A 22,645-nucleotide genomic window follows, 5' to 3' on the forward strand; every position below is an offset into this window, starting at 1 on the left:
TCCGATTCTCCGTCGTCATCTGCGCCGATACTCAGGATAAGCGTCGCAATCGGCCTGAGAATCGGCTCATCTCCCCGGCATCCGTCGTATAGCGCACTCGGACATCGAATGCGCGCGATTGTCGCGACAGATTCGAGAGATGGCGCGAACCCGGATACCGTGAAGACATGCCCCGGAGGAACGGACCCCCTGCCCGCCCGTCGCGACCCGGCCCGTACCGCAACACGGCGGCCCGCGAAGCGCTCGAGGCACTGGTCGCCGACGCGACCGCGGAGGGGGTCGAGCGCCTCCTGGCCGCCTGCCTCGAGGGCTCGCTCGTCGTCGATGTGACCGGCTCGCAGCCCGGTGGCGTGCCGCACGTGCGCGTGGTCGCGACGACCACCGGCGAGCAGGTGCTCCCGCTGTTCACCTCGACCGACGAGCTGCGCGCCGCCGTCCCCCGGCAGCAGCACCCGCGCGTGCAGATGCTGGTCCTGCCCGGCCGCGAGGCGTTCGCACTGATCCGCACCGCCGACTTCGTCGCCGTCCAGCTCGACGCCGGCTCGATCGCCCAGGTCGTCGCCCGGTCGTTCATCGAGCAGTCCCTCGACGCCCCGGCACCGTAGAGTGTTCCCCCCGACGGGGCACACCGCCGGGATCACGACGTCCCTCCGAGGGCAGGAGCCCGCCATGTCCGACACCACTCTCGCGCCCGACGCGCAGCCCGGCATCGAGGCGACCTGGAGCTGCATCCTCTTCGATCTCGACGGCACGATCACCGACTCGGCGCCCGGCATCACCGGCACCCTCGTCGACACCTTCGTCGAGCTCGGCCGCCCGGTGCCCACGCCCGTCGAGCTGCTCGCCTACGTCGGACCGCCGCTGCTCGACGCGTTCCTCGAGCTCGGCGGGATGAGCGTCGACGAGGCGCAGGCCGCCCTCGTCGTCTACCGCCGTCGCTACAACGCGGGCGGCCTCTTCGACTCCAGCGTCTACCCCGGTCTGCCGGAGCTGCTGGCGGGCATCGCCGCCGCCGGCATCCCGCTCTCGCTCGCCACCTCGAAGCCGGAGTCCGCCGCGCGCCGGGTCCTCGAGCACTACGGCCTCGCGCAGCACTTCACGATCATCTGCGGCGCCTCCGAGGACGAGGTCCGCAGCGCGAAGGCGGACGTCGTCGAGGAGGCGCTGCGCCGCCTCCGCGAGATCGGCGTCGACCTCTCGACGCCCGTCATGGTCGGCGACCGCGAGCACGACGTGCACGGTGCCGCCGCGCACGGGGTGCCGACGATCATGGTCGAGTGGGGCTACGGCTCCCCGCTCGAGGCGGTCGGCACGATCGCGGTGGCCTCCGGCGCGGACGAGCTGCGAGCGCTCCTGCTGCCCTGAGGCCGGGCGCCCTTCGCGCCCCGCGCCCCGTACGATGAGGGCATGACTGGTCTGGGCGTCGTCCTCTCTTTCGTGCTGTTCCTCGGCGGCATCCTGGTGCTCGGCAACTCGTTCCTGCTGCCCGATCTCGCCGGCTTCCTCTTCTTCGGCGGGATCCTGATGATCTCGGCGTCGCTCGCGCTCGCCTTCCACCTGCTGCCGAAGTCGGAGTAGCGCCCGGCGCCCCGCCGGCGATCGGACCGGCGCCGGCGGTCAGCCCAGGTAGTTCGCGTCGAGGTTGATGACGTTGCCGATGTAGACCGCCTCGCCCGCCCCCGCGACCCCGGGGTTCATCCGCAGGAGCTGCTGCACGGGGATCCCGAAGCGCTGGGCGATGTCGAAGAACGAGTCGCCCTCGACCACGGTGTAGGTCACGATGTCCCCCGCGGCGTTCGTCGTCGGCTCCCCGCTCGCTCCCGGGATCGCGCCGTTGTCGACGGCGAACGCCGTCTCGGGGATCACGGGCACGTCGTTCGGGGTGAAGGTGACGGTCGCCTCCGGCACCGGCACGAACACCGTGGCGGTCGACTGCGGAAGGGCGGCCGTGACGGTCGGATCGGGAGTCGGCGTCGCCGTGGCGTAGACCGTCACCGTGGGCGCCGGAGCCGGCGCCGAGCAGCCGGCGAGCACCCCCGCGGCCACCAGCGCGAGCAGTGCGCCTCCCAGAACTCGTGCGCGCATGTGCTCCCCCTCGTCGCGCCCACCCCCGGGCGCACGGATCCACCCTAGGAGACGTGCAGGGCGCGGCGATGCCGGACGACGCTCGGAAGCAGGCGTGCGGCGCGGATCAGGCGTGCGGCTCGGGCAGCAGCCGCAGCCCGCCGCCGCCGTTCGCCGCGTCCATCAGCACCTCGACCCAGGACGGGTTGATCGTGGGCTGGCGGCTACCGGCGAAGTGGAACTGCAGCGCGATGTTCGGGTTCATCCAGAACGAGTGGCGACCGCGCGCCCCCTCGGGCATCGAGTCGAGGGTGAGGCTGAAGCGCTCGTCGCGCCGGAACTTCGCGTAGACGACGATCTGCAGGTGGGCGAGGGTGCGGTCCTCGATCTCGATCACGGCCGGCGGTGTGCCGTAGAGGAATTGACCCATGACGCCAGCCTATCCCTAGTCCGGCTCTTTACTAGAAGGTCTAGCTACTTCTCGAGTTCGTCGTCTGCGGCGGCGTCGATCTCGTCGACCGCGGCGCCCATCCGGCGGAGGAAGTTGACGACGACCTCGGCCTCGCCCGCGTCGAGGTCCTCCGCGATCTCGAGCATCCGGCGGTGCATCTCCTGCAGCGTCTCGCGGACCTCCTGATCGCTGTCGACCGTCGCCTCGACGACGATGCCGCGGCGGTCGCTCGGGTGCGGCTTCCGCACCAGGTGCCCGCTGCGAACGAGCCGGTCGATCAGCACGGTGGTCGACGCGGAGGAGATCGAGAGGTGCGCGGCGAGATCCTTGGCGCTGACGAGGTCGCCCTCGCGCTGGCGCCGCAGCAGGAACTGGATCGCGATCAGGTCGGTCTCGCCCATCGCCATCTTCTCGCGGGTGCGGCGGCGCATCGCCACCTCGGAGACGCGGTACCTGCGCATCGCGCTGAGCACCTCGACGGCACGTCGCGTCGAGGACTCGTCCGGGTACCAGTAGCCGGCGCCGCCCCGGACCGTCGTCTCGCTCATCCGGCCATCCTAGACTCGCGTGCAATCAGAGCGTCTAGCGATCGGGGGCCGGTGCCGGCGGCCCGCCCGCCTACGCTGGACCGGTGACCGCCACCCTCGTCGCCAAGGGCCTCTCCGGAGGCTATGCGCACCGCACCCTGTTCGACCGCCTCGACCTCACGGTCGCCCCGGGCGACGTCGTCGGCGTCGTCGGCGCGAACGGAGCGGGCAAGTCCACCCTCCTGCGCATCCTCGCAGGCGAGACCGCCCCGCTCGAGGGCAGCGTCGTGCTCGCGCCCGGCGACGCGTTCGTCGGCTGGCTCCCGCAGGAGCACGAGCGCCGCGAGGGCGAGACCGTCGCCGGCTACATCGCCCGGCGCACCGGCGCCGCGGAGACCTCGGCCGAGCTCGATGCGGCCGCCTCCGCGCTGGCCGAGCCCGACCCCGACGGTCGGATCGCCGACCGCTACGCGCTCGCCCTCGACCGCTGGCTGGCGAGCGGCGCCGCCGACCTCGACGAGCGGACCCCGGTCGTCCTCGCCGACCTCGGCCTCGCCCTCGACCCGACGGGCCGCACCGGCGGCGTCTCCGCCGACTCCCTGATGACCTCGCTCTCCGGTGGCCAGGCGGCCCGCGTCGGCCTCGCCGCTCTCCTGCTCTCCCGCTTCGACGTCGTGCTGCTCGACGAGCCCACCAACGACCTCGACCTCGACGGCCTCGAGCGGCTCGAGGCGTTCGTCCGCGGCCTGCGCGGCGGAGTGGTGCTCGTCAGCCACGACCGGGAGTTCCTCGCCCGCAGCGTCACCCGCGTGCTCGAGCTCGACCTCGCGCAGAGCACCACCACCGTCTACGGCGGCGGCTACGACGCCTTCCTGGAGGAGCGCGAGACCGCCCGCCGCCAGCGCCGCGAGAAGTACGAGGACTTCGCGGACAAGAAGGAGGACCTCGTCTCGCGCGCCCGCACCCAGCGGGAGTGGTCGAGCCAGGGCGTCCGCAACGCGATGAAGAAGGCGCCCGACAACGACAAGATCCGCCGCAAGGCCTCGGCCGAGTCGAGCGAGAAGCAGGCCCAGAAGGTCCGCCAGATGGAGAGCCGCATCGCCCGGCTCGAGGAGGTGGAGGAGCCGCGCAAGGAGTGGCAGCTCGCCTTCACGATCGGCAGCGCCCCGCGCTCGAGCTCGGTCGTCTCGACCCTGAACGCAGCGGTGGCCCGCCGCGGCACCTTCACCCTCGGCCCCGTCTCGCTGCAGGTCGACGCCGGCGACCGGATCGGCATCACCGGCCCCAACGGCGCCGGCAAGTCGACGCTCCTGTCACTGCTGCTGGGCCGCTCCGCTCCGGAGGAGGGCGGCGCCTCGCTGGGCGCGAGCGTCGCCATCGGCGAGATCGACCAGGCGCGTGCGATGCTCGCCTCGGACGTCCCGCTCGCCGACGCCTTCGAGGCGCTGGTGCCGGAGTGGCCGACCGCCGAGGTGCGCACCCTCCTGGCCAAGTTCGGCCTCAAGGCCGACCACGTCTCGCGCCCCGTCGGCGAGCTCTCGCCCGGCGAGCGCACCCGCGCCGCCCTGGCGCTGCTGCAGGCGCGCGGCACGAACCTCCTCGTGCTGGACGAGCCGACCAACCACCTCGACCTCGCCGCGATCGAGCAGCTGGAGCAGGCGCTCGAGGCCTACGAGGGCACGCTGCTGCTGGTCACCCACGACCGCCGCATGCTCCAGACCGTGCAGCTGACCCGCCACTGGCACGTCGAGGCGGGCGTCGTCACCGAGCGCTGACCCGCGCGCCCGGGACGCCCCTCCGCTCCCTCACTCCCTGCACTCTCCAGAAGTTGTCGTACTCGACCACCCGCGACGACAACTTTCGGACCGCGGGTGCACCCCCGACTCCCGTCACTTCTTCCGCTCTCCGAGAGTTGTCGTACTCGACCACCCGCTACGACAACTTCTGAGGAGTCGGGGCGCCGGAGTCAGAGCGACGCGGCGCGCGCCAGCAGCAGGGCGCGGGTGCGCTCGTTGCCGGCCAGCGCGGCGGCGACGGCGAGCTCGGCGGCGACGGCGAGCTCGGCGCGCGCCTCCTCCCGCCGGCCGAGGCGCGCGAGCAGCTCGCCCCGCACGCTCGGCAGCAGGTGCGAGGCCCGCAGAGCACCCTCGGACGCGAGCCGGTCGACGATCAGCAGCGCGGAGGCGGGACCGGTCGCCATCGACACCGCGGCGGCGCGGTTCAGCTCGACGACCGGGCTCGGCGACACCCGCCCGAGGATCTCGTACAGCAGCACGATGCGCTCCCAGTCGGTCGCGGCGACGCTCGGCGCGATCGCGTGGCACTCGGCGATCGCCGCCTGCAGCCCGTAGGACCCGCGGCCCTTGCCCACGCGGTCGGCGCGGCGCAGCGCCTCCCGGCCGCGCTCGATCTGCCCGCGGTCCCAGCGGGTGCGGTCCTGGTCCTCGAGCAGCACCGGCGAGCCGTCGGGCGCCGTCCGCGCCGCGAACCGCGAGGCCTGCAGCTCCATCAGGGCGAGCAGCCCCTGCACCTCGGGCTCGCGCGGGAGCAGCGCGGCGAGCACGCGCCCGAGCCGCAGCGCCTCCCCCGCCACCTCCGTGCGGAGCCAGCGATCGCCCGACGTCGCGGCGTAGCCCTCCGTGAAGATCAGGTAGACGACCCCGAGCACCGCGTCGAGCCGTGCCCGCCACTCCGCCGGGTCCGGCACCTCGAACGGCACGCCCGACGCCGCGAGCGACTTCTTCGCCCGGACGATCCGCTGCTGCACGGTCGCGACCGGCACCAGGAACAGCCGGGCGATCGCCTCCGTGCCGAGCCCGCCGACGAGCCGCAGCGTGAGCGCGATGCTCGCCTCCCGCGAGAGGACGGGGTGGCAGGCGGTGAAGACCAGCCGGAGCACGTCGTCCTCGATCGGCCGCCACTCGTCGTCGACGCTCTCCTCGAGGGTGCGGGCGAGGAGGCGGTAGCGGTCGTCGAGCGCCGTCCGCCGCCGCCAGCCGTCGATCGCCCGCCGCTTCGCCACGGCCGTCAGCCAGGCCCCGGCGTTGCGCGGGACGCCGGTCGTGGGCCACTGCTCGAGCGCCTCGACCAGGGCCTCCTGCGCCAGGTCCTCGGCCAGGCCGACGTCGCCCGTCACCCGCGCGAGCGTCCCGACGATGCGCGCGCTCTCGATCCGCCAGACGGCGTCGACCCGCGCCCGGATCTCCTCCCCGGGAGGCGCCGGCGTCATGTCAGCCGTTCTCGGCGCGGGCCTTCTCGTCCTCGCGCCAGCCGGCCTCCTTCTGGAGGTACTCGTTGTCGGCGAAGTCCGCGAAGTCGCTCTCGTCGGTGACGCGGCGCACCTCCAGCGTGTTGCCGGGGACGAGCGGGCAGCGCAGCGCCCACTCCTTCGCCTCCTCCTTCGAGGAGACCCGGATGATCCAGAAGCCGTTGAACAGCTCGTGCGTCTCGCCGTAGGGGCCGTCGGTGATCGCGGCGGGCTCGGAGGAGAAGTCGACGACGAACCCGGAGGTCGCGACGTCGTCGGAGAGGCCCTCGCCGGCGAGCAGGACGCCGGCGGTGATCATCGCCTCGTTGTACTGCCCCATCCGGGTGATGATCTCGTCGAACGGGATCGCCTCGTAGGCGGCCTTCGCGGCATCGGTCGCGCGCATGATCAGCATGTACTTCACGGTGGTCTCCTCGGGATTCGCGGGCGCCCTCTGCGCCCTCCTACTATCCCGTCGAACGGCGCCCGCCGATATCGACATCCCCGTGAAAGAGATCCGAACGAGTCGCTGCCCCCGTGCTGATCGAGCAGCCCCGCAGTGCTGTCATCACACTGGTCGGCGTCTCGTCCGTGAGGGAGAGGACGCGCGGCATTCCGTTCATGCTGGTCGAGTAGCCCCGAAGGGGCGTATCGAGACCCACCACCCCCGGCACACCGGCTCCGCGGACCGCCCCGCGCCGCGGATCACCCCACCGCGTCCAGCAGCGCCCGCACCACGGCCGCCGAGCGGTCCGCCGCGTCGTCCACGTGCGCCTCGAACGACCCGGGCTCGCAGAGGTCCGAGATGCCGCGCACCGACACGAACGGCAGCCCGTGCACGTACGCGGTCTGCGCGAGCGAGACCGACTCCATGTCCGTCGCCAGCGCCCCGTCGTACAGTCCGCGCACCCGCGCGACGTGATCGCCCGAGACGAAGACGTCGCCCGAGACGATCAGCCCGCGCCGCACCGTGATCGCCGCGCCGTCCGGCATCGCCGCGTCGAGATCGACGGCGAGCGCCGGCGCGTGCCCGGAGTAGCGCGCCGGCATCCCCGGCACCTGCCCCATCGCGTAGCCGAACGCCTGCGCGTCCGCATCGGTCTGCACGTACTCGTCGCCGACGACCACGTCGCCGACGCGCACCTCGGCTCCGAGCCCGCCCGCCGACCCGGCGCTGATCACCAGCGGCGCGCCACCGATCCGGAGGACCGCCGCCGTCAGCCCGCCGGCCGCGTTCACGAGCCCCACGCCGGTGCGCACGAGCAGCACCGGGTGGCCGCCGACCTCGATCGACCACTGCAGGGCGTTGCCCACGGCGACGGGCTCCGGGGCGCCGCCCGCCGCCGCGAGGAACGGCTCGGCCTCCTCGTCCATCGCGACGAGGACGATCGCCTCGACCGCGCTCACGCGGTGACCTGCTCCCACTGGTCGCGCTCCGCGAGGAACGTGCGCGCCGCGTCCTGGGCGCCCTCGAGCGAGTGGTTCGCGCCCCAGCCGCACTGCGTCTCGTTGGCGGCGGGGACCTCGGTGGCCTCGGTGATGTCGCGGAGGGTCGACTCGACCAGGTCGAGCACCTCGGTGAGCTCGGGCTCGCCCTGCAGGATCAGGTAGAAGCCGGTCTGGCAGCCCATCGGCGAGAAGTCGACGACGCGGTCGGAGTGGTTGCGCGACTTCTCCGCGAACAGGTGCTCGAGCGAGTGCACGGTCGGCATCTCGAGGTGGCCGTGGTTGGGCTGGGTGAAGCGCACGTCGTACTTGACGAGGTGGTCCCCGGCCGGAAGCGTCTTCGCGTCGGCCAGGCGCACGTAGGGCGCGGCGACGGTGCGGTGATCGAGGTTGAACGACTCGACGTTCATGCGCGGCTGATCCACGGTGGTCTCCTTCTCCTGGGGTCCCTCCATTGTCCCCCGCGCCTCCGACAGCAGCCCGAGCGCCCTGCACGCTGATCGAGCAGCCCGCCCAGCGGGCGTCTCGTGATCCACCGTCACGCCTACCGACGGTGGACGGGTCTCGATGCGCCCCCGCGATCCATGCTGATCGAGTAGCCCGCGCAGCGGGCGTATCGAGATCCGCCGTCACCGAGAGCTCGTTCCGCAGCCCCGGCAGGGCCGACGGCGCCGGGTTGTGCATCGCGGCCGACCGGTGTCCGTCTGCGCGCCTACCGCGCCGCCGCGTCCTCGCCCGGCACGAAGCGGTAGCCCATCCCCGCCTCCGTCAGCAGGAACCGCGGGTGCGCGGGATCGGGCTCGAGCTTCTTGCGGAGCTGCGCGAGGTAGAGCCGGAGGTAGCCGGTGTCGGTCACGTGGGTCGGCCCCCAGATCTCGTCGAGCAGTGAGCGCCGGGTGACCAGCTTGCCCGCGTTCCGCACGAGGATCTCCAGCACCTGCCACTCCGTCGGCGTGAGCCGCACCGCTGCGCCGTCGCGCATCGCGCTCTTCGCCGCGAGGTCGACGGTCACGTCGCCGATCCTGACCGTCGGCTCGCCCTCGGCCGGCTGCACGCGCCGCGACAGGGCCCGGATGCGCGCGAGCACCTCGTCCATCGAGAACGGCTTGGTCACGTAGTCGTCGGCCCCCGCGTCGAGGGCACCGACCTTGTCCGCCGACCCGGTGCGCCCCGAGACGACCAGCACCGGCGCGCTCGTCCAGCCGCGCAGCGCCTGGATCACCTCGACCCCGTCGAGCCGCGGCATGCCGAGGTCGATCATGTAGACGTCCGGCCGCTCGTCGATGGCGCGGTTGATCGCCTCGGTCCCGTCGCCCGCGGTGACCACGTCGTAGCCGCGGGCGGTCAGGGTGATCCGCAGCGCGCGCAGGATCTGCGGGTCGTCGTCGGCGATCAGGATCTTCATGCGGCTCCTCCCGAAGCATCGGCTCCCGCGGCGCGCCGCTCGGCGGCATCGGTCTGGGCGGCATCGGTCTCGGCGGCATCGGTCCGGGCGGCCGCGTCGTCCGCCGCCACCGGCAGCGTCACCACCATCGTCAGCCCGCCGCCCGGGGTGTCCTCGGCCTCGAGCGTCCCGCCCATCCCCTCGGTGAACCCCTTCGACAGCGCGAGCCCCAGCCCCAGCCCGGTCATGTTGTCGTCGTCACCCAGGCGCTGGAACGGCACGAAGACCTCCTCCCGGCGCTCGGGCGCGATCCCGGGGCCGTGGTCGACGATCCGGAGCTGCGCCGTGCCGCCGAAGACGCTGGTCGACACCCGCACCCGCGTCCCCTGCGGCGCGTAGCGCACCGCGTTCGCCAGGAGGTTCACCACGACCCGCTGCAGCAGCACGCCGTCGGCGAGCAGCTCCGGCCCGGCCGGATCCAGGTCGAGGTCGACCTCCCCCGGGCCGAGCCCCAGCTCGTCGAGAGCGGGCAGCACGACATCGGCCGCGTCCAGCGGCGCGAGCGACACGGCGAGCACTCCCGCCTCGAGCCGGGTCACGTCGAGCAGGTCGGTGACCAGCGCGCCCAGGGTGGTGAGGCTCTCGTCCGCGGTCGCGAGCAGCTCCGCCCGGTCGCCCTCGCTCCACTCCACGTCGCGCGAGCGCAGCCCCGAGACGGCGGCGGTGGCGGCCGCCAGCGGCCGGCGCAGGTCGTGGCTGACCGCCGAGAGCAGGGCGCTGCGCATCCGATCGGTCTCGGCCAGCGGAGCCAGCGAGCTCGCCGTCTCGCTCAGCGCCTCCCGCTCGAGCGCGGAGTCGAGCTGCGCGGCGACCACCTGCAGCAGCCGCCGCTCGCTGCCCTCCAGCTCGCGGCCGTGCAGCTCGAGCTCCGCCTGCGCGCCCACCGGGATCCGCACGGGCTCACCCGCGGCCGTCGGCTCGCCGTCCGCGGCGACCACCGTGCCGTCCCGCACCAGCCGGACGCCGGTGAGGCCGAACGCCTCGCGCGCGCGCTCGAGGATCGCCTGCAGCGCACCCTGGCCGCGGATCACCCCGCCCGCGATCGTCGCGAGCAGCTCCGCCTCGGCTCCGGACCGCTTCGCCGCGCGGGAGCGCCGGGCCGCCCTGTCCACCACGGCGCTGACCAGCACGGCGTTCAGGACGTAGAGCGCGAGCGCGAGCTCGTGCAGCGGCTCGTCGACGGAGACGGTGTAGAGCGGATCGACGAAGAAGTAGTCGAGGGTCAGCCCTGAGAGGACGGCCGCGAACAGCGCGGGCCAGAGCCCGCCGACCAGCGCGACGAGCACGACGAGCAGCTGGTACGAGAGCACGTCGCTGGTGATCGACTCGTCGCTCCGCAGGCTCGCCATCAGCCAGGTGACCAGCGGCCCGCCGACCAGCGCGAGGGCCGTGCCGAGCAGCCGGCGCCGCAGCGTCAGCGCTCCGCCGAGGCGCGGCAGCACCGCCGCGCGACCGGCGGCCGAATGGCTGACGATGTGGACGTCGATGTCGCCCGACTCGCGGATCACGGTCGCGCCGATCCCCGGAGTGAGCGCCGCGGCGAGGCGGCTGCGCCGGCTCACGCCGAGCACCAGCTGCGTGGCGTCCACGGAGCGGGCGAACGCGACGAGCGTGCGCGGCACGTCCTCGCCGACCACCTGGTGGTAGCTGCCGCCGAGCGACTCGACGAGCGCGCGCTGCGCCGCGAGCACCTCGGGCCGCGGCGTCCGCAGTCCGTCCGGCGTCAGCACGTGCACGGCCAGCAGGTCGCCGCCGGAGGCGCGCGCGGCGATCCGCGCACCGCGGCGCAGCAGAGTCTCGCCCTCCGAGCCGCCGGTCAGCGTCACGACCACGCGCTCGCGGGCGGCCCAGGTGCTGTCGATGCCGTGCTCGCCGCGGTAGTCGCGGAGCGCACTGTCCACCTCGTCCGCGAGCCAGAGCAGTGCCAGCTCGCGCAGCGCGGTGAGCGTGCCGAGGCGGAAGCGGTGCGAGAGCTCGGCGTCGATCCGCTCGGGCGGGAAGACGCGGCCCGCGGCGAGCCGGTCGCGCAGCGCCTGCGGAGCGAGGTCGACGAGCTCGATCCGGTCGGCGGCGCGGAGCACGGCGTCGGGGATCGTCTCGTGCGGCCGCGCCCCGGTGATCGCCTCGACGACGTCGTTCAGCGAGGCGATGTGCTGGATGTCGACGGTCGTGAGCACGGTGATACCGGCGTCGAGGAGCTCCGCCACGTCCTCCCAGCGCTTCCGGTGCGACGAGCCGGGAGCGTTGGTGTGCGCGAGCTCGTCGACCAGCGCGATGTCCGGTCGGCGGGCGAGCACCGCCGCCGGGTCCATCTCCTCGAGTCGCGCACCGCGGTGCAGGACCGCGCGCCGCGGGACGACCTCGAGGCCCGCGATCCTCGCGGCGGTCTCGGCGCGGCCGTGCGTCTCGACGACCGCGATCACGACGTCGCGGCCCTCGGCGGCGAGCCGGCCGCCCTCCTCGAGCATCGTGGACGTCGTGCCGACGCCGGGCGCCGCTCCCAGCAGCACGCGCAGGCGGCCCTTCGTCATGCTCCGGCCCCCACCCTCGGCTCGCGAGATCGGCTCCGGCACGCACGATCGCGGCGTTCCGGCGAGCCGAGGGTGATTCTACGAGCCCGAGGTGCGCCGCGAGCCTCAGCGCAGGCGGTACGCCTTCCAGAACTGGCGCATGGTCAGGCCGTACTCCTTGCGGAACAGCCGGGCGGCGGTCACGTACTCGTGCAGTCCGCACCGTGCGGCGAGCACCTCGAAGCCGTCCGGGTTGTCGGCCGCGCTGATCTCCGCGGCGAGTGCCGTCAGGCGACTGGTCCGGATGTACTCGGAGAGGGTCGGTCCGTCGCTCGCGAAGAGCCGGTGGATCGTGCGGGGACTGGTGTGGAAGACCTCGGCCAGGGTGCCGACGGTGAGATCGCGCTGGGCGAGGTGGTCGCGCACGTAGCCCTCGACGTGCTCCCGGGAGAGCTTGATCCGATCGAGGTCGCCGACGGCGAGGTGCGACCGGTTCGCGAGCGACGCCTCGATCAACCCGGTCAGCTGCGCGAGCTGCGCGCGGAACGCGTCCGGCGAGATCGAGTCCTGCGAGGCGAGCTCGTGCGAGAGGGTCTGGAACAGGCGCATCAGTCGCGGCGGCGAGATCACCTCCAGCCCGTAGAGCGGGACGGAGGCCCGCAAGCGCTCGCTCAGCTGATCGACCGGAATGCTGATGAAGATGCACTCGGTCACGTCGTAGGTCTCCGAGGACACCGGCTCACCGCCGCCCGCGATGGCGATGGAGCCCCGCGTGAGGCGATAGCGCTGAGTGCCGACGGAGATGAAGCACTCGCCCTCGATCAGCGCCACGATCTCGATGCGATTGCTTCTCGGGAATCCGAGGGAACTCGAATCCGGTGAGGTGAAGTAATTGGCGCGCGCGGTCATCCGCTGAGCACTCACCTGATCGATGACCACTCGCTCCGACTCCGCCTCGAACGCCTCTCGACTGCGCGGATGGAATTCACCGACTCCCATCCACTCGCTGATCGCCTTCTCGGCGCCCGGACCGCTGAAGCGCTGGCGATCGATGCGGCAGGGCGAGCTCGGCCTGAGGGGGGAGTCCGTGGACGGGAGGGTCTCTTTCATCACTGCAGTTCCATCTCGAGGATCGGCTACGAGCGCCCGGAACGGGATCCACTCGCCACACGTCCGCGACGGCAGGACATGTGAATTCTCAAAGCCACAACCTGCTCATCCGCACGGTGAACGGGGACTGCTGCGGGGTGACCGAGCGGTGAGTGTAACAGGAGAGAGGGCGCCGAATTCAAGTCCGGCGCCAATTGAGTGATTCCCCGCCGGATCAGCTGATCTCCGCCATCTTCGATTCCCCGTCTTTCCGCGGATGGATGTCTTTCTATACGCAAGCATCGACCTTTATATACGTCCTCATGAACGAAGAGCACTTTCAGGTTCCGGACATGGATCACTGAGCCTCATCAGCCGTTCCCGCCACCTCCAATGATCCGTGCCAGAGATTTCGGGACGCCGCGCGGTCGGCTCACCATCGATGTCGACCCCGCGAAAACCGCTCTGCCGCCCACGAGGCCGGTTCAGATCGTCGTCCGCCGCGACCATCGCTCGCCCTCCCCACCCACGAAAGGGACACCCGAGAATGAGACCACGACTCCGCCGCCTCCTGGCCGCCGCCGCCCTCGCCGCCGCTGTCGCCGTTCCGAGCGCCGTCGCCGTGGGCGGTGCCGCACCGGCCGCCGTCGCCGACACCGCGAGCCCCGTCCCCGACCTCCGCGTCTCCTACCTCCAGCTCGGAGCGACCGGCTCGCTGGCGCAGATCGATCCGGCCGGCATCGCCGCCTCGAACGTGATCGTGTTCGCCTTCGCCGACCCGGCGAGCAGCACGGCCGATCCCGCGACCCTCGCGGCGATGCAGAAGGTCATCGACCAGGAGGCGAAGGGCACGGTGAACCTGCTCAGCCTCGGCGGGCAGACCGTCACCCGGGACACCGTGAACGCCGGCACGGCGAGCGCCGTCGGCTCCCGGCTGCTCGCGCAGATCGAGGACTACAACGCGAAGCTCAGCGGCGGGAGCATCACGGGCGTCGACCTCGACCTCGAGAACGGCATCGACGCTCCGACGATCAGCGCCCTCGGCGCGACCGTGAAGGGCGCGGGCCTCTCCCTCGCCGTCGCACCGCAGGTCTACCTGAGCAGCGGGACCGAGGTGGACCCGGCCGCGCCCACCAACCTGACCCTCACCTCCGGTGTCCACGACGGCGCGAACGACCAGTTCGGTCCGCTCCTGAAGAGCGGCACGGTCGACTACCTGCTCGCCCAGACCTACAACACCGGCGGCTGGACGGTCGGCGGCGCCGCCGAGAAGGACCCCGGCTTCTTCAGCACGATCGCCCGCGCGCTGAACAGCGCGGTGCGGTCCGACTGCTCCGCCGCCACCTCGCTGTGCATCGGCGAGGGCACGAGGATCGTGATCGGCCAGGTCAGCAACGCCGGCGCCAGCGGCACCGCGAACAACGTCTTCGGCGGATCCGGCGCCGCCGCCTACGACCAGGCCGCGGTGCTCGCCGACCTCGCCGCGCAGTGGAAGGCGATGAAGGCGAAGCCCGAGCTCTACGGTCACGTGACCGGCGTGATGCAGTGGTCGCTCAACAACGACTACGCGCCCGCGGCCTGGGGAGACACCTCGGCCGTCCCCGGCGCCTTCAGCGTCGCGCTCTTCGGGGCGGCCGCGCCGGCACCGGCTCCGTACTTCCTCCTCCAGGTGAGCAACACCGGCCCGGACAGCCCCGACTCGGGCGCCTACGCCTCGGCCACGCTCGTGGTCGACGGTCAGTACTGGATCTTCGGCAACAAGTGGGGCTCTGCACTGAGCCCGGGCGCCAACGAGTCGTTCGGCACCTCGGCGTCCGCCAAGAACCCCGCGACCCCGTACGTGATCAACAGCAGCAGCCTCGACTCGATCTTCAGCGGCGGGAAGAAGTCCTTCACCACCTCGCAGGTGCTGATCAACGGCTACTCCGCGCAGAGCGACGTCGCCTCACCGGGTGAGCAGTACGCCTGCCCGGTCGGATCGGGCTACACGTTCGAGGCCGGGCACTCCTACAACGTGCAAGTCAACGCGAACTCGGGCTTCAAGTCCTGCGCCATCTCGAAGGTCAACTGACCCTTCCCGCACTCCTCGGGCGGGCCGCGCCGTTCCCACACTCCGCTGCGGCCCGCCCGAGGTCGCGACCGGCTCCCCTCCGGTCGCCCTTCCGCTCTCCCGGTCACCCCGACCCGGAGAGCCAGAACGAGAGGAACACCCCATGTCCCGTCACCTGCTCCCCAAGGCGATCGCCGGAGTCGTCCTCGTGGCCGGCGTCCTGACCGGCTGCGCGCCGGCCACCGGAACCGCCTCGCAGTCGTCCACGAGCTCCAGCTCCGCCGCCGCGAAGACCACGGCGCCGTCGACGGTCGCGCCGGCCGGCGAGAGCCGCGAAGGCGCGTTCGAGGGCCTCAACGGCAAGAAGGTCACCGGCACCGCGACCGTGTCGGGAAAGACGGTCGACCTCAGCGGCTTCTCCTCCGACGAGGGCCCGGACCTGCACCTCTACCTGACGAACGGGACCGACGAGAAGGCCGTGAGCGCCGGAGTCGAGCTGGGCCCGGTCTCCTACGACACGAAGACCCAGAGCTTCGACGTGGGCGACGCCGCCGACTACACCTACGTGGTCGTGCACTGCGACAAGGCGAAGGCCGTCTTCGGCGCGGCGAAGCTCTCGTGACGCGGCCCGGGTGGCGCTGGGCGGCCGCGGCCCTGGGCACCGCCGTCCGCGTCGCCCTGGGCCTGCTCTGGATCAACGAGGGCGCGATCAAGCTGCGATCCGGATTCGGAGCCTCCGACATCCTCCTCGTCGCCGACGGCGCCGCGGAGAACGGGCGAGTGCCCGACTACTTCCAGCTCTTCGCGTCGACGATCCTGCACGATCAGGCCGGTCTCTTCGGCTTCGTCACCCCGCTCGTCGAGATCGGGCTGGGCGTCGCGCTGATCGCGGGGATCCTCACCGCGCCGGCCGCGCTCGCCTCGCTCGCGACGCTGCTGATGTACTGGTCGGCCGATCAGCTCATCGACGAGTACCCGGTGATGGCGCTGCTCTCGGGCCTCGTCCTCGCCTTCGCGGCGACCTGCTCGCAGATCTCCGCGACCGGTCTCCTCGTCCGCATCATGCGGACCCGGAACCGCACCCTGGCCGGCGTCCTGGAGCGGCCGGGCCTGCGCCGCTGGCTCTGACGACGGCGCTGAAGAACACGGGGACCCCGGAACGAGCTCGGCTCGTGCCCGGGGTCCCCGCTTTCATGTCGCCTCCTGAGAGCGGTCTCACCCAGCGCTGGCGCGGAGACACCGGTGGAAGGTCACGGTTCGGCAACGCCGCGGATCGATCTCCCGTCGCGCTTTACAGACCGGTGCACGCGCAATATGTTGTCTCCGTGGACAAAGCCCCTCGGGGCTCCCCGCCCCTCCCGGGCGACGACACGACGACGTGCTCCCACCTGCACGCTCTCGCGCCGTCCTCATCCTCGGACACTGCTTTCAGAGAGGAATGCACTCCATGAAGTTCTCCCGCAGCATCACCACGCTGGCCGCCGCCGGCATCATCTCCCTCGGCCTCGCCGCCTGCTCCGCCAGCCCCGCCAACTCGGGCGGCGCCGCTGCCGGCGCGGGCGCCGAAGGCGACTGCACCGTCGGCATCTCGATGCCCACCCGCAGCCTCGAGCGCTGGATCAACGACGGCGAGGGCCTCCAGTCCCAGCTCGAGGGCGACGGCTGCACCGTCGACCTGCAGTACGCCGACAACAAGACCGACCAGCAGATCTCGCAGATCCAGAACCAGATCGCCGGCGGCTCGAAGATCCTCGTCGTCGCGGCCATCGACGGCGAGGCGCTCGCCCCCGTCCTCGCCGAGGCGAAGAAGCAGAACGCGACCGTCATCGCCTACGACCGCCTGATCAACGGCACCGCCGACGTCGACTACTACGCGACGTTCGACAACTACAAGGTCGGCCAGCTCCAGGGCCAGTACATCGAGTCGACCCTCGACCTCGCCAACGCCGCGGGTCCCTTCACCCTCGAGCCCTTCGCCGGCAGCCCCGACGACAACAACGCCAAGTTCTTCTTCTCCGGCGCCTGGGACGTCCTGCAGCCCTACATCGAGAGCGGCAAGCTCGTCGTGCCGTCCGGCAAGTCGCCCGCCTCGGACGACGACTGGGCCTCCATCGGCATCCAGGGCTGGGCCTCGGACAAGGCGCAGTCCGAGATGGACAACCGCCTCTCCTCCTTCTACACCGGTGACCAGAAGGTCGACGTGGTGCTCTCCCCCAACGACAGCCTGGCGATCGGCATCGAGGCCTCGCTGAAGTCCGCCGGCTACGCGCCCGGCGCCGACTACCCGATCATCACCGGGCAGGACGCCGACAAGGCCAACGTCAAGGCGATCCTCGCCGACGAGCAGTCGATGACGGTCTGGAAGGACACCCGCACCCTCGGCGACCGCGTCTTCCAGATGGTGCAGTCGATCGTCGCGGGCGAGGAGCCCGAGGTCAACGACACCGAGACGTACGACAACGGCGAGAAGGTCGTCCCGTCCTACCTCCTCGAGCCGCAGGTCGTCGTCAAGGACGACGTGCAGTCGGTCCTCGTCGACTCCGGCTTCCTCACGGCCGGCGACGTCGGACTCTGATCGGTCGGGCGGGGCAGGGGAGGAGTGATCCTCCCCCACCCCGCCCCTCTCCCCCTTCTTCCCCTCGAAGCCCATCCTCTGCACAACGAAGTGAGGCCCTGTTGGCCAGTCCCATCCTCATCATGCGCGACATCGTCAAGGAGTTCGGCGGCGGCGTCCGCGCCCTCGACGGCGTCTCGCTCTCGGTCCAGCCGGGCGAGGTCCACGCCATCTGCGGCGAGAACGGCGCCGGCAAGTCGACGCTCATGAAGGTCCTCTCGGGCGTCTACCCCGTCGGCAGCTTCGAGGGCTCGATCGAGTTCGAGGGCCGCCAGGCGCAGTACCGCTCGATCAACGACAGCGAGGCCGACGGCGTCGTCATCATCCACCAGGAGCTCGCTCTGAGCCCCTACCTGTCGATCGCCGAGAACATCTTCCTCGGCAACGAGAAGTCCACCCGCGGCGTCATCAACTGGAACGCCACCAACGCGGAGGCGGCCAAGCTGCTCGCCCGCGTGGGCCTCGCCGAGAGCCCGGCGACGAAGATCCTCGAGCTGGGCGTCGGCAAGCAGCAGCTCGTCGAGATCGCCAAGGCGCTCGCGAAGGAGGTGAAGCTCCTCATCCTCGACGAGCCCACCGCCGCGCTCAACGACGAGGACAGCGACCACCTGCTCGGCCTGATCGACCAGCTGCGCCGCCAGGGCATCACCTGCATCATCATCAGCCACAAGCTGAAGGAGATCCGCGCCATCGCGGACACGGTGACGATCATCCGCGACGGCCGCACCATCGAGAGCTTCGCGATGGCCGGCGAGGACGCCTCCGAGAGCCGGATCATCCGCGCGATGGTCGGCCGCGACCTCAACAGCATGTTCCCGCCGCGCGATCCGCAGATCGGCGAGGAGAAGCTCCGCGTCGAGAACTGGACGGTCCACCACCCGGTCGACATCAATCGCGTGGTCGTCGAGGACGCCTCCTTCACCGTGCGGGCCGGCGAGATCGTCGGCTTCGCGGGGCTGATGGGCGCCGGGCGCACCGAGCTCGCGATGAGCATCTTCGGCCGCAGCTACGGCACCGGCATCTCGGGCCGCGTCTTCAAGGACGGCAAGGAGATCCAGACGCGCACCGTCGAGGAGGCGATCCGCAACGGCCTCGCCTACGCGACCGAGGACCGCAAGCGCTACGGCCTCAACCTCATCGGCGACATCACCGTCAACGTGTCGGCCGCGGCGCTCTCGCGGCTCGCCCGCCTCGGCGTGATCGACAAGCACCGCGAGTACAAGGTCGCCGACTCGTACCGCTCGAAGATGAACATCAAGGCCCCGAGCGTCTCCGCCGTCACCGGCAAGCTCTCGGGCGGCAACCAGCAGAAGGTCGTCCTCTCGAAGTGGATCTTCTCGGGCCCGGACGTGCTGATCCTCGACGAGCCCACCCGCGGCATCGACGTGGGAGCCAAGTACGAGATCTACGGCATCATCAACGAGCTCGCGGCCCAGGGCAAGGCGGTCGTCGTCATCTCGTCCGAGCTGCCCGAGCTGATCGGGCTGGCCGATCGGATCTACACCATCTCCGAGGGGCGCATCACGGGCGAGATCGACCGTGCCGACGCCACCCAGGAACACCTCATGCACTACATGACCGCCGGAAAGGAACAGGCCCGATGAGCGCCACGACCACGACAGCCCCGAGCGGCACGCCGGCGAGCACGCCGTCGACGCCGCCCAAGCGGGCGCGCCGACTGAACATCAACCTCCGCCAGTACGGCATCCTCGCCGCGCTCGCGATCATCATCCTGCTCTTCCAGGTCCTGACGAACGGCCGCCTGCTGCTGCCGGGCAACGTCAACAACCTGATCCAGCAGAACGCCTACGTGCTGATCCTCGCGATCGGCATGGTGATGGTGATCATCGCCGGCCACATCGACCTCTCGGTCGGCTCGGTCGTCGCCATGGTCGGTGCCATCTCCGCGATCGCGATGAACAACTGGGGCCTGCCCTGGTGGGCCGCCGTGATCGTCGCCCTGGTCACCGGTGCCGCCGTCGGCGCCTGGCAGGGCTTCTGGGTCGCCTTCGTCGGCATACCGGCGTTCATCGTGACCCTCGCGGGCATGCTGATCTTCCGCGGCTTCACCCTGGTCCTGCTCACCGGCGGCACGATCAACGGCCTGCCGACCGAGTTCACCGCGATCGGCGCGGGCTGGCTGCCGGGCGTGCTCGGCGGCATCGCCGGCCGCGACGCGCTCACCCTCGTGCTGGGGCTGCTCGTCTGCGTCGCCCTCGTCGTGCAGCAGGTGCGCACCCGCGCCACGCTGCGCCGTCTCGAGCTCCCGCGCGAGCCGATCGCCTCCTTCTACGTGAAGGCGGTCGTCGCGGTCGTCGCGATCATGGCCCTCGCCTGGCTGCTCGCGGGCTACAGCGGCACGCCGATCATCCTGATCGTGCTCGCCGTGCTGATCCTCGCCTACAGCTTCGTGCTCGGGCGGACGGTCTTCGGCCGCCACATCTACGCGATGGGCGGCAACCTGTTCGCCGCGATGATGTCGGGCGTGAAGACGAAGTGGGTCAACTTCTTCATCTTCGTCAACATGGGCGCGCTGGCCGGTGTCGCCGGCATCGTCAGCACGGCCCGCGCGGGCGGCGCCGTCGCCTCCGCCGGTCAGAACTACGAGCTCGACGCGATCGCCGCGGTCTTCATCGGCGGCGCGGCCGTCCAGGGCGGCGTCGGCACGGTGGTCGGCGCGGTCATCGGCGGTCTCGTGATGGGCGTGCTCAACATGGGCCTGTCGATCCTCTCCGTCGACGCCGCGTGGCAGATGGCGATCAAGGGCTTCGTGCTCCTGCTGGCCGTCGCGTTCGACATCTTCAACAAGAGGAGGGCGGGCGGGCGCTAGCCTTCTCTCCTCCCTGCACCGTGCTCGGGCGCGTGCTCTCTCCACGGAGGGCCCGCGCCCGAGCGCATCCCCGGACCGGTGCCCCATCGCGCCGACGAGAGGCTGAGCAGCATGGCAGGAGCAGTCGGAGCATCGAGCAACGCTCTGCTCCGTCGGCACAACCTCGCCGCCATCGCGACCCTGGTGCACCGCTCCGGACCGATCAGCCGCGCCGAGCTGGGCCGCCTGACCGGCCTGAACCGCTCGGCGGTCGCCAACCTCGTCGGCGAGCTGAGCGAGCTCGGCTGGGTGGAGGAGGAGACCACCGCCTCCGACGGCCGCATCGGCCGCCCGAGCGCGACGGTCGTCCCCGGCCGCACCTTCGCGGTCGTCGGCGTCCACCTCGACACCGACGCGATCATCGTCGGCCTGGTCGGCCTGCACGGCGACCTCCTCCGCCGCGTCCGCTTCGACACCCCGAAGCCGGCGAGCCCGGCGACCGTCGTCCGCGTAGTCAGCGGCATCGTGGCCGGCTTCCGCGCCGAGCGGGAGACCCATCGCGTCCTCCTCGGCGCCGGCGTCGCCGTGCCGGGCCTCGTGCAGGCCGACTCGGGCTTCGTGCACCGCGCGCCGCACCTCGGCTGGCGCGACGTCGACCTCGCGTCGCAGCTCAGCCGCGCGCTCGACCTCCCCGTCTCGGTCGGCAACGACGCGACGCTCGGCGCGATCGGCGAGTCGCTGTTCGGGGCCGCGCGGGGCGTCGCCGACGTCGTCTACGTGACCGGCGGCGCCAGCGGCATCGGCGGCGGCGTGATCATCGGCGGCGTCCCCCTGCAGGGCTCCTCCGGGTTCGCGGCGGAGCTCGGCCACACCCTCGTCGCCGCGAACGGCCGCCTCTGCGGCTGCGGGCGGCACGGCTGCCTCGAGGCGGAGGTCCGGATGCGCTCGCTCCTCGACGTGCTCGGCGCCCGAGTGCTCGACCAGGACGAGCTCGACATCGCGCTGGGCACCTCCCGCGACCCCGCCGTCCTCGGGGAGGTGGCCCGCCAGGTCGACCTGCTCGCCGAGGGCCTCTCGACCTACATCAACCTCTTCAACCCGACCGCGGTCGTCCTCGGCGGCTTCCTCGGCTCGCTGCTCACCGTCGACCGCGAGCGCCTGGCGGCCCGCGTCTCGGCGCGCGCCCTCAGCGACCTCGCCCGCGGCGTCCGGATCGAGCGCGCGGCCCTGCGCTCGAGGCTGGAGCTGGTGGGGGCCGCGGAGCTACCCTGGCGTCGCGCGCTCGCGGATCCCGCGGCGGCGGTCGGCGGCTCGGAGCCGCCTCCCGCGTCCGGCCCCGGCTCGCGGACGGACGCCCTCGGCGCCCGCGCCTGACACCGACGTCGAGGAGCACGAGCATGGCCGACTTCAACGAGCAGATCATCGCGGAGTTCCGCGCGAACGGCGGGACGGTGACGACCGCGGGCTTCGGCCGCAGCCTCGTCCTCGTGCACCACACCGGCGCGCGCTCCGGCGAGGAGCGCATCGCCCCGCTGATGGGCCTGCACCCCTCCGACGACGTCTGGCTGATCGCCGCCTCCGCCGCCGGCGCCCCGAAGCACCCCGCCTGGTTCCACAACCTCGAGGCGAACCCCGACACCGTGATCGAGACCCCCGACGACGGCACCGTCCCCGTCCGCGCCCGCGTCCTCGAGGGCGCCGAGCGCGACGCCGGCTGGAAGCGCTTCACCGACGCCTCCGAAGGCTTCAAGGGCTACGAGGCCAAGACCACCCGCACCATCCCGGTCGTAGAGCTGACCCGCCGCTGACCCCCGCCCCCCTCTCCCCCTCCGCGAGATGCCACTTGTGCACGCGACACGCCGTGAAAGGCGTGTACAAGTGGCATCTCGCGTGAGGCGCCGGGCGTCAGCGGAAGGGGACGGGGACCGCGTCGGGGGTCGACCAGCGGAGGGCGAGCCGCTCGCGGAAGCCGTCGCGCCGCAGCTCCGCCTCGAGAGCGTCGATGACGATCGGCAGCAGCGCCCGCCGCTCCACCAGCACGTCGAGCACGAGCTCGGCGCCGTCCGTGAGGAGCACCGAGCCCACCTCGGGCAGCACCGCGATCCACTGACGCGCGCCCACCTGCACGTGCCGGTGCCTGCGGAGTCGGCGGAGCAGCTCGGGCAGCGCCCGCGAGTCGAGGCCGCCGACGTCGGCGCGGAGAGCGATCATGCGCCGACAGTGCCCGCCCGCGGCGTCCGCCCGGTGAACACGCGCCCCTCCCCCTGTGTCCCGGCGTCGGCGAACGGCTCGGGAACGACACGGCCGGGAACAGCACGGCCGGGAACAGCACGGCCGGGAACAGCTCGACCGGGAACAGCACAGCCCCCGACCGGATTCCGATCGGGGGCTGTG

23 protein-coding genes are annotated in these 22,645 nt (G+C 71.8%); 12 read left to right on the forward strand and 11 right to left on the reverse strand.

Features of this window, described 5'->3' with window-relative positions; translation table 11 throughout:
• Window positions 1-167 precede the first annotated feature (167 nt).
• The 3 genes from MT355_RS09805 (at window position 168) to MT355_RS09815 (ending at window position 1,578) form a co-directional block, all read left to right on the forward strand.
• Window positions 168-605, forward strand: a complete 438-nt coding sequence (locus MT355_RS09805) for an SseB family protein (RefSeq protein WP_123447212.1) — start codon at window positions 168-170, stop codon at window positions 603-605.
• A gap of 64 nt (window positions 606-669) precedes the next feature.
• Complete coding sequence (locus MT355_RS09810) at window positions 670-1,365, forward strand: HAD hydrolase-like protein (protein ID WP_243599385.1); 696 nt, start codon at window positions 670-672, stop codon at window positions 1,363-1,365.
• Window positions 1,366-1,407: 42 nt separating this feature from the next.
• Window positions 1,408-1,578, forward strand: coding sequence for a hypothetical protein (locus MT355_RS09815; RefSeq protein WP_164874567.1), 171 nt, complete (start codon window positions 1,408-1,410; stop codon window positions 1,576-1,578).
• A gap of 39 nt (window positions 1,579-1,617) precedes the next feature.
• On the opposite strand, the gene MT355_RS09820 is transcribed toward MT355_RS09815, so the two are convergent.
• From MT355_RS09820 to MT355_RS09830, 3 genes are all read right to left on the reverse strand, one after another.
• The gene (locus MT355_RS09820) at window positions 1,618-2,085 is read right to left on the reverse strand and encodes a LysM domain-containing protein (RefSeq protein ID WP_243599386.1); all 468 of its coding nucleotides are present in this window, start codon (window positions 2,083-2,085) and stop codon (window positions 1,618-1,620) included.
• 106 nt (window positions 2,086-2,191) lie between these two features.
• Complete coding sequence (locus MT355_RS09825) at window positions 2,192-2,494, reverse strand: ATP-dependent DNA ligase (RefSeq protein WP_123447216.1); 303 nt, start codon at window positions 2,492-2,494, stop codon at window positions 2,192-2,194.
• Window positions 2,495-2,538: 44 nt separating this feature from the next.
• On the reverse strand, window positions 2,539-3,063 hold the full coding sequence (locus MT355_RS09830) for a MarR family winged helix-turn-helix transcriptional regulator (RefSeq protein ID WP_243599387.1): 525 nt from the start codon (window positions 3,061-3,063) through the stop codon (window positions 2,539-2,541).
• Window positions 3,064-3,146: 83 nt separating this feature from the next.
• Between MT355_RS09830 and MT355_RS09835 the strand changes: the two genes are divergently transcribed.
• Window positions 3,147-4,817, forward strand: coding sequence for an ABC-F family ATP-binding cassette domain-containing protein (locus MT355_RS09835; protein ID WP_243599388.1), 1,671 nt, complete (start codon window positions 3,147-3,149; stop codon window positions 4,815-4,817).
• 191 nt (window positions 4,818-5,008) lie between these two features.
• Here the strand turns inward: MT355_RS09835 and MT355_RS09840 are convergent, their stop codons facing one another.
• The 7 genes from MT355_RS09840 to MT355_RS09870 form a co-directional block, all read right to left on the reverse strand.
• Entirely contained in the window at window positions 5,009-6,271 is a 1,263-nt protein-coding gene (locus MT355_RS09840; protein ID WP_243599389.1) for an RNA polymerase sigma factor, read from the reverse strand.
• A gap of 1 nt (window position 6,272) precedes the next feature.
• Window positions 6,273-6,713: a YciI family protein gene (locus MT355_RS09845; RefSeq protein WP_243599390.1), complete on the reverse strand. Its 441-nt coding sequence runs from the start codon at window positions 6,711-6,713 to the stop codon at window positions 6,273-6,275.
• A 281-nt stretch (window positions 6,714-6,994) separates the two neighbouring features.
• The gene (mtnN, locus tag MT355_RS09850) at window positions 6,995-7,696 is read right to left on the reverse strand and encodes a 5'-methylthioadenosine/S-adenosylhomocysteine nucleosidase (protein ID WP_243599391.1); all 702 of its coding nucleotides are present in this window, start codon (window positions 7,694-7,696) and stop codon (window positions 6,995-6,997) included.
• Window positions 7,693-8,190: an S-ribosylhomocysteine lyase gene (locus MT355_RS09855; protein ID WP_374204652.1), complete on the reverse strand. Its 498-nt coding sequence runs from the start codon at window positions 8,188-8,190 to the stop codon at window positions 7,693-7,695. Before MT355_RS09855 ends, mtnN begins: the two co-directional genes overlap by 4 nt.
• Window positions 8,191-8,447: 257 nt before the next feature.
• Complete coding sequence (locus tag MT355_RS09860; RefSeq protein ID WP_243599392.1) at window positions 8,448-9,140, reverse strand: response regulator; 693 nt, start codon at window positions 9,138-9,140, stop codon at window positions 8,448-8,450.
• A complete protein-coding gene (locus MT355_RS09865; RefSeq protein WP_243599393.1) occupies window positions 9,137-11,710 on the reverse strand; it encodes an ATP-binding protein in 2,574 nt (857 codons plus the stop codon). The genes MT355_RS09860 and MT355_RS09865 overlap by 4 nt, the downstream gene beginning before the upstream one ends.
• Window positions 11,711-11,815: 105 nt before the next feature.
• Window positions 11,816-12,799 (reverse strand): hypothetical protein, encoded by a 984-nt coding sequence (locus tag MT355_RS09870; protein ID WP_308197337.1) that lies wholly within the window; start codon window positions 12,797-12,799, stop codon window positions 11,816-11,818.
• 526 nt (window positions 12,800-13,325) lie between these two features.
• Between MT355_RS09870 and MT355_RS09875 the strand changes: the two genes are divergently transcribed.
• The 8 genes from MT355_RS09875 to MT355_RS09910 all read left to right on the forward strand — a co-directional run bounded on the left by MT355_RS09875 (window position 13,326) and on the right by MT355_RS09910 (window position 22,059).
• Window positions 13,326-14,849, forward strand: a complete 1,524-nt coding sequence (locus tag MT355_RS09875; protein WP_243599395.1) for a hypothetical protein — start codon at window positions 13,326-13,328, stop codon at window positions 14,847-14,849.
• A 142-nt stretch (window positions 14,850-14,991) separates the two neighbouring features.
• Window positions 14,992-15,450 (forward strand): DM13 domain-containing protein, encoded by a 459-nt coding sequence (locus MT355_RS09880; protein WP_123736172.1) that lies wholly within the window; start codon window positions 14,992-14,994, stop codon window positions 15,448-15,450.
• Window positions 15,447-15,956: a DoxX family membrane protein gene (locus MT355_RS09885; protein ID WP_243599396.1), complete on the forward strand. Its 510-nt coding sequence runs from the start codon at window positions 15,447-15,449 to the stop codon at window positions 15,954-15,956. The genes MT355_RS09880 and MT355_RS09885 overlap by 4 nt, the downstream gene beginning before the upstream one ends.
• Window positions 15,957-16,275: 319 nt before the next feature.
• The gene (gene chvE / locus MT355_RS09890; protein WP_372487834.1) at window positions 16,276-17,403 is read left to right on the forward strand and encodes a multiple monosaccharide ABC transporter substrate-binding protein; all 1,128 of its coding nucleotides are present in this window, start codon (window positions 16,276-16,278) and stop codon (window positions 17,401-17,403) included.
• A 122-nt stretch (window positions 17,404-17,525) separates the two neighbouring features.
• Entirely contained in the window at window positions 17,526-19,046 is a 1,521-nt protein-coding gene (gene mmsA, locus MT355_RS09895) for a multiple monosaccharide ABC transporter ATP-binding protein (protein ID WP_123447230.1), read from the forward strand.
• Window positions 19,043-20,272: a multiple monosaccharide ABC transporter permease gene (mmsB, locus tag MT355_RS09900; protein ID WP_123447231.1), complete on the forward strand. Its 1,230-nt coding sequence runs from the start codon at window positions 19,043-19,045 to the stop codon at window positions 20,270-20,272. The genes mmsA and mmsB overlap by 4 nt, the downstream gene beginning before the upstream one ends.
• Window positions 20,273-20,383: 111 nt before the next feature.
• The gene (locus tag MT355_RS09905; protein WP_243599397.1) at window positions 20,384-21,625 is read left to right on the forward strand and encodes an ROK family transcriptional regulator; all 1,242 of its coding nucleotides are present in this window, start codon (window positions 20,384-20,386) and stop codon (window positions 21,623-21,625) included.
• 23 nt (window positions 21,626-21,648) lie between these two features.
• Window positions 21,649-22,059, forward strand: a complete 411-nt coding sequence (locus MT355_RS09910) for a nitroreductase/quinone reductase family protein (protein ID WP_243599398.1) — start codon at window positions 21,649-21,651, stop codon at window positions 22,057-22,059.
• 97 nt (window positions 22,060-22,156) lie between these two features.
• Here the strand turns inward: MT355_RS09910 and MT355_RS09915 are convergent, their stop codons facing one another.
• Window positions 22,157-22,462, reverse strand: a complete 306-nt coding sequence (locus MT355_RS09915) for a hypothetical protein (RefSeq protein WP_243599399.1) — start codon at window positions 22,460-22,462, stop codon at window positions 22,157-22,159.
• Window positions 22,463-22,645: the final 183 nt, after the last annotated feature.

Source organism: Rathayibacter sp. VKM Ac-2929 (assembly GCF_022815495.1).
Taxonomy (GTDB): Bacteria; Actinomycetota; Actinomycetes; order Actinomycetales; family Microbacteriaceae; genus Rathayibacter; species Rathayibacter festucae.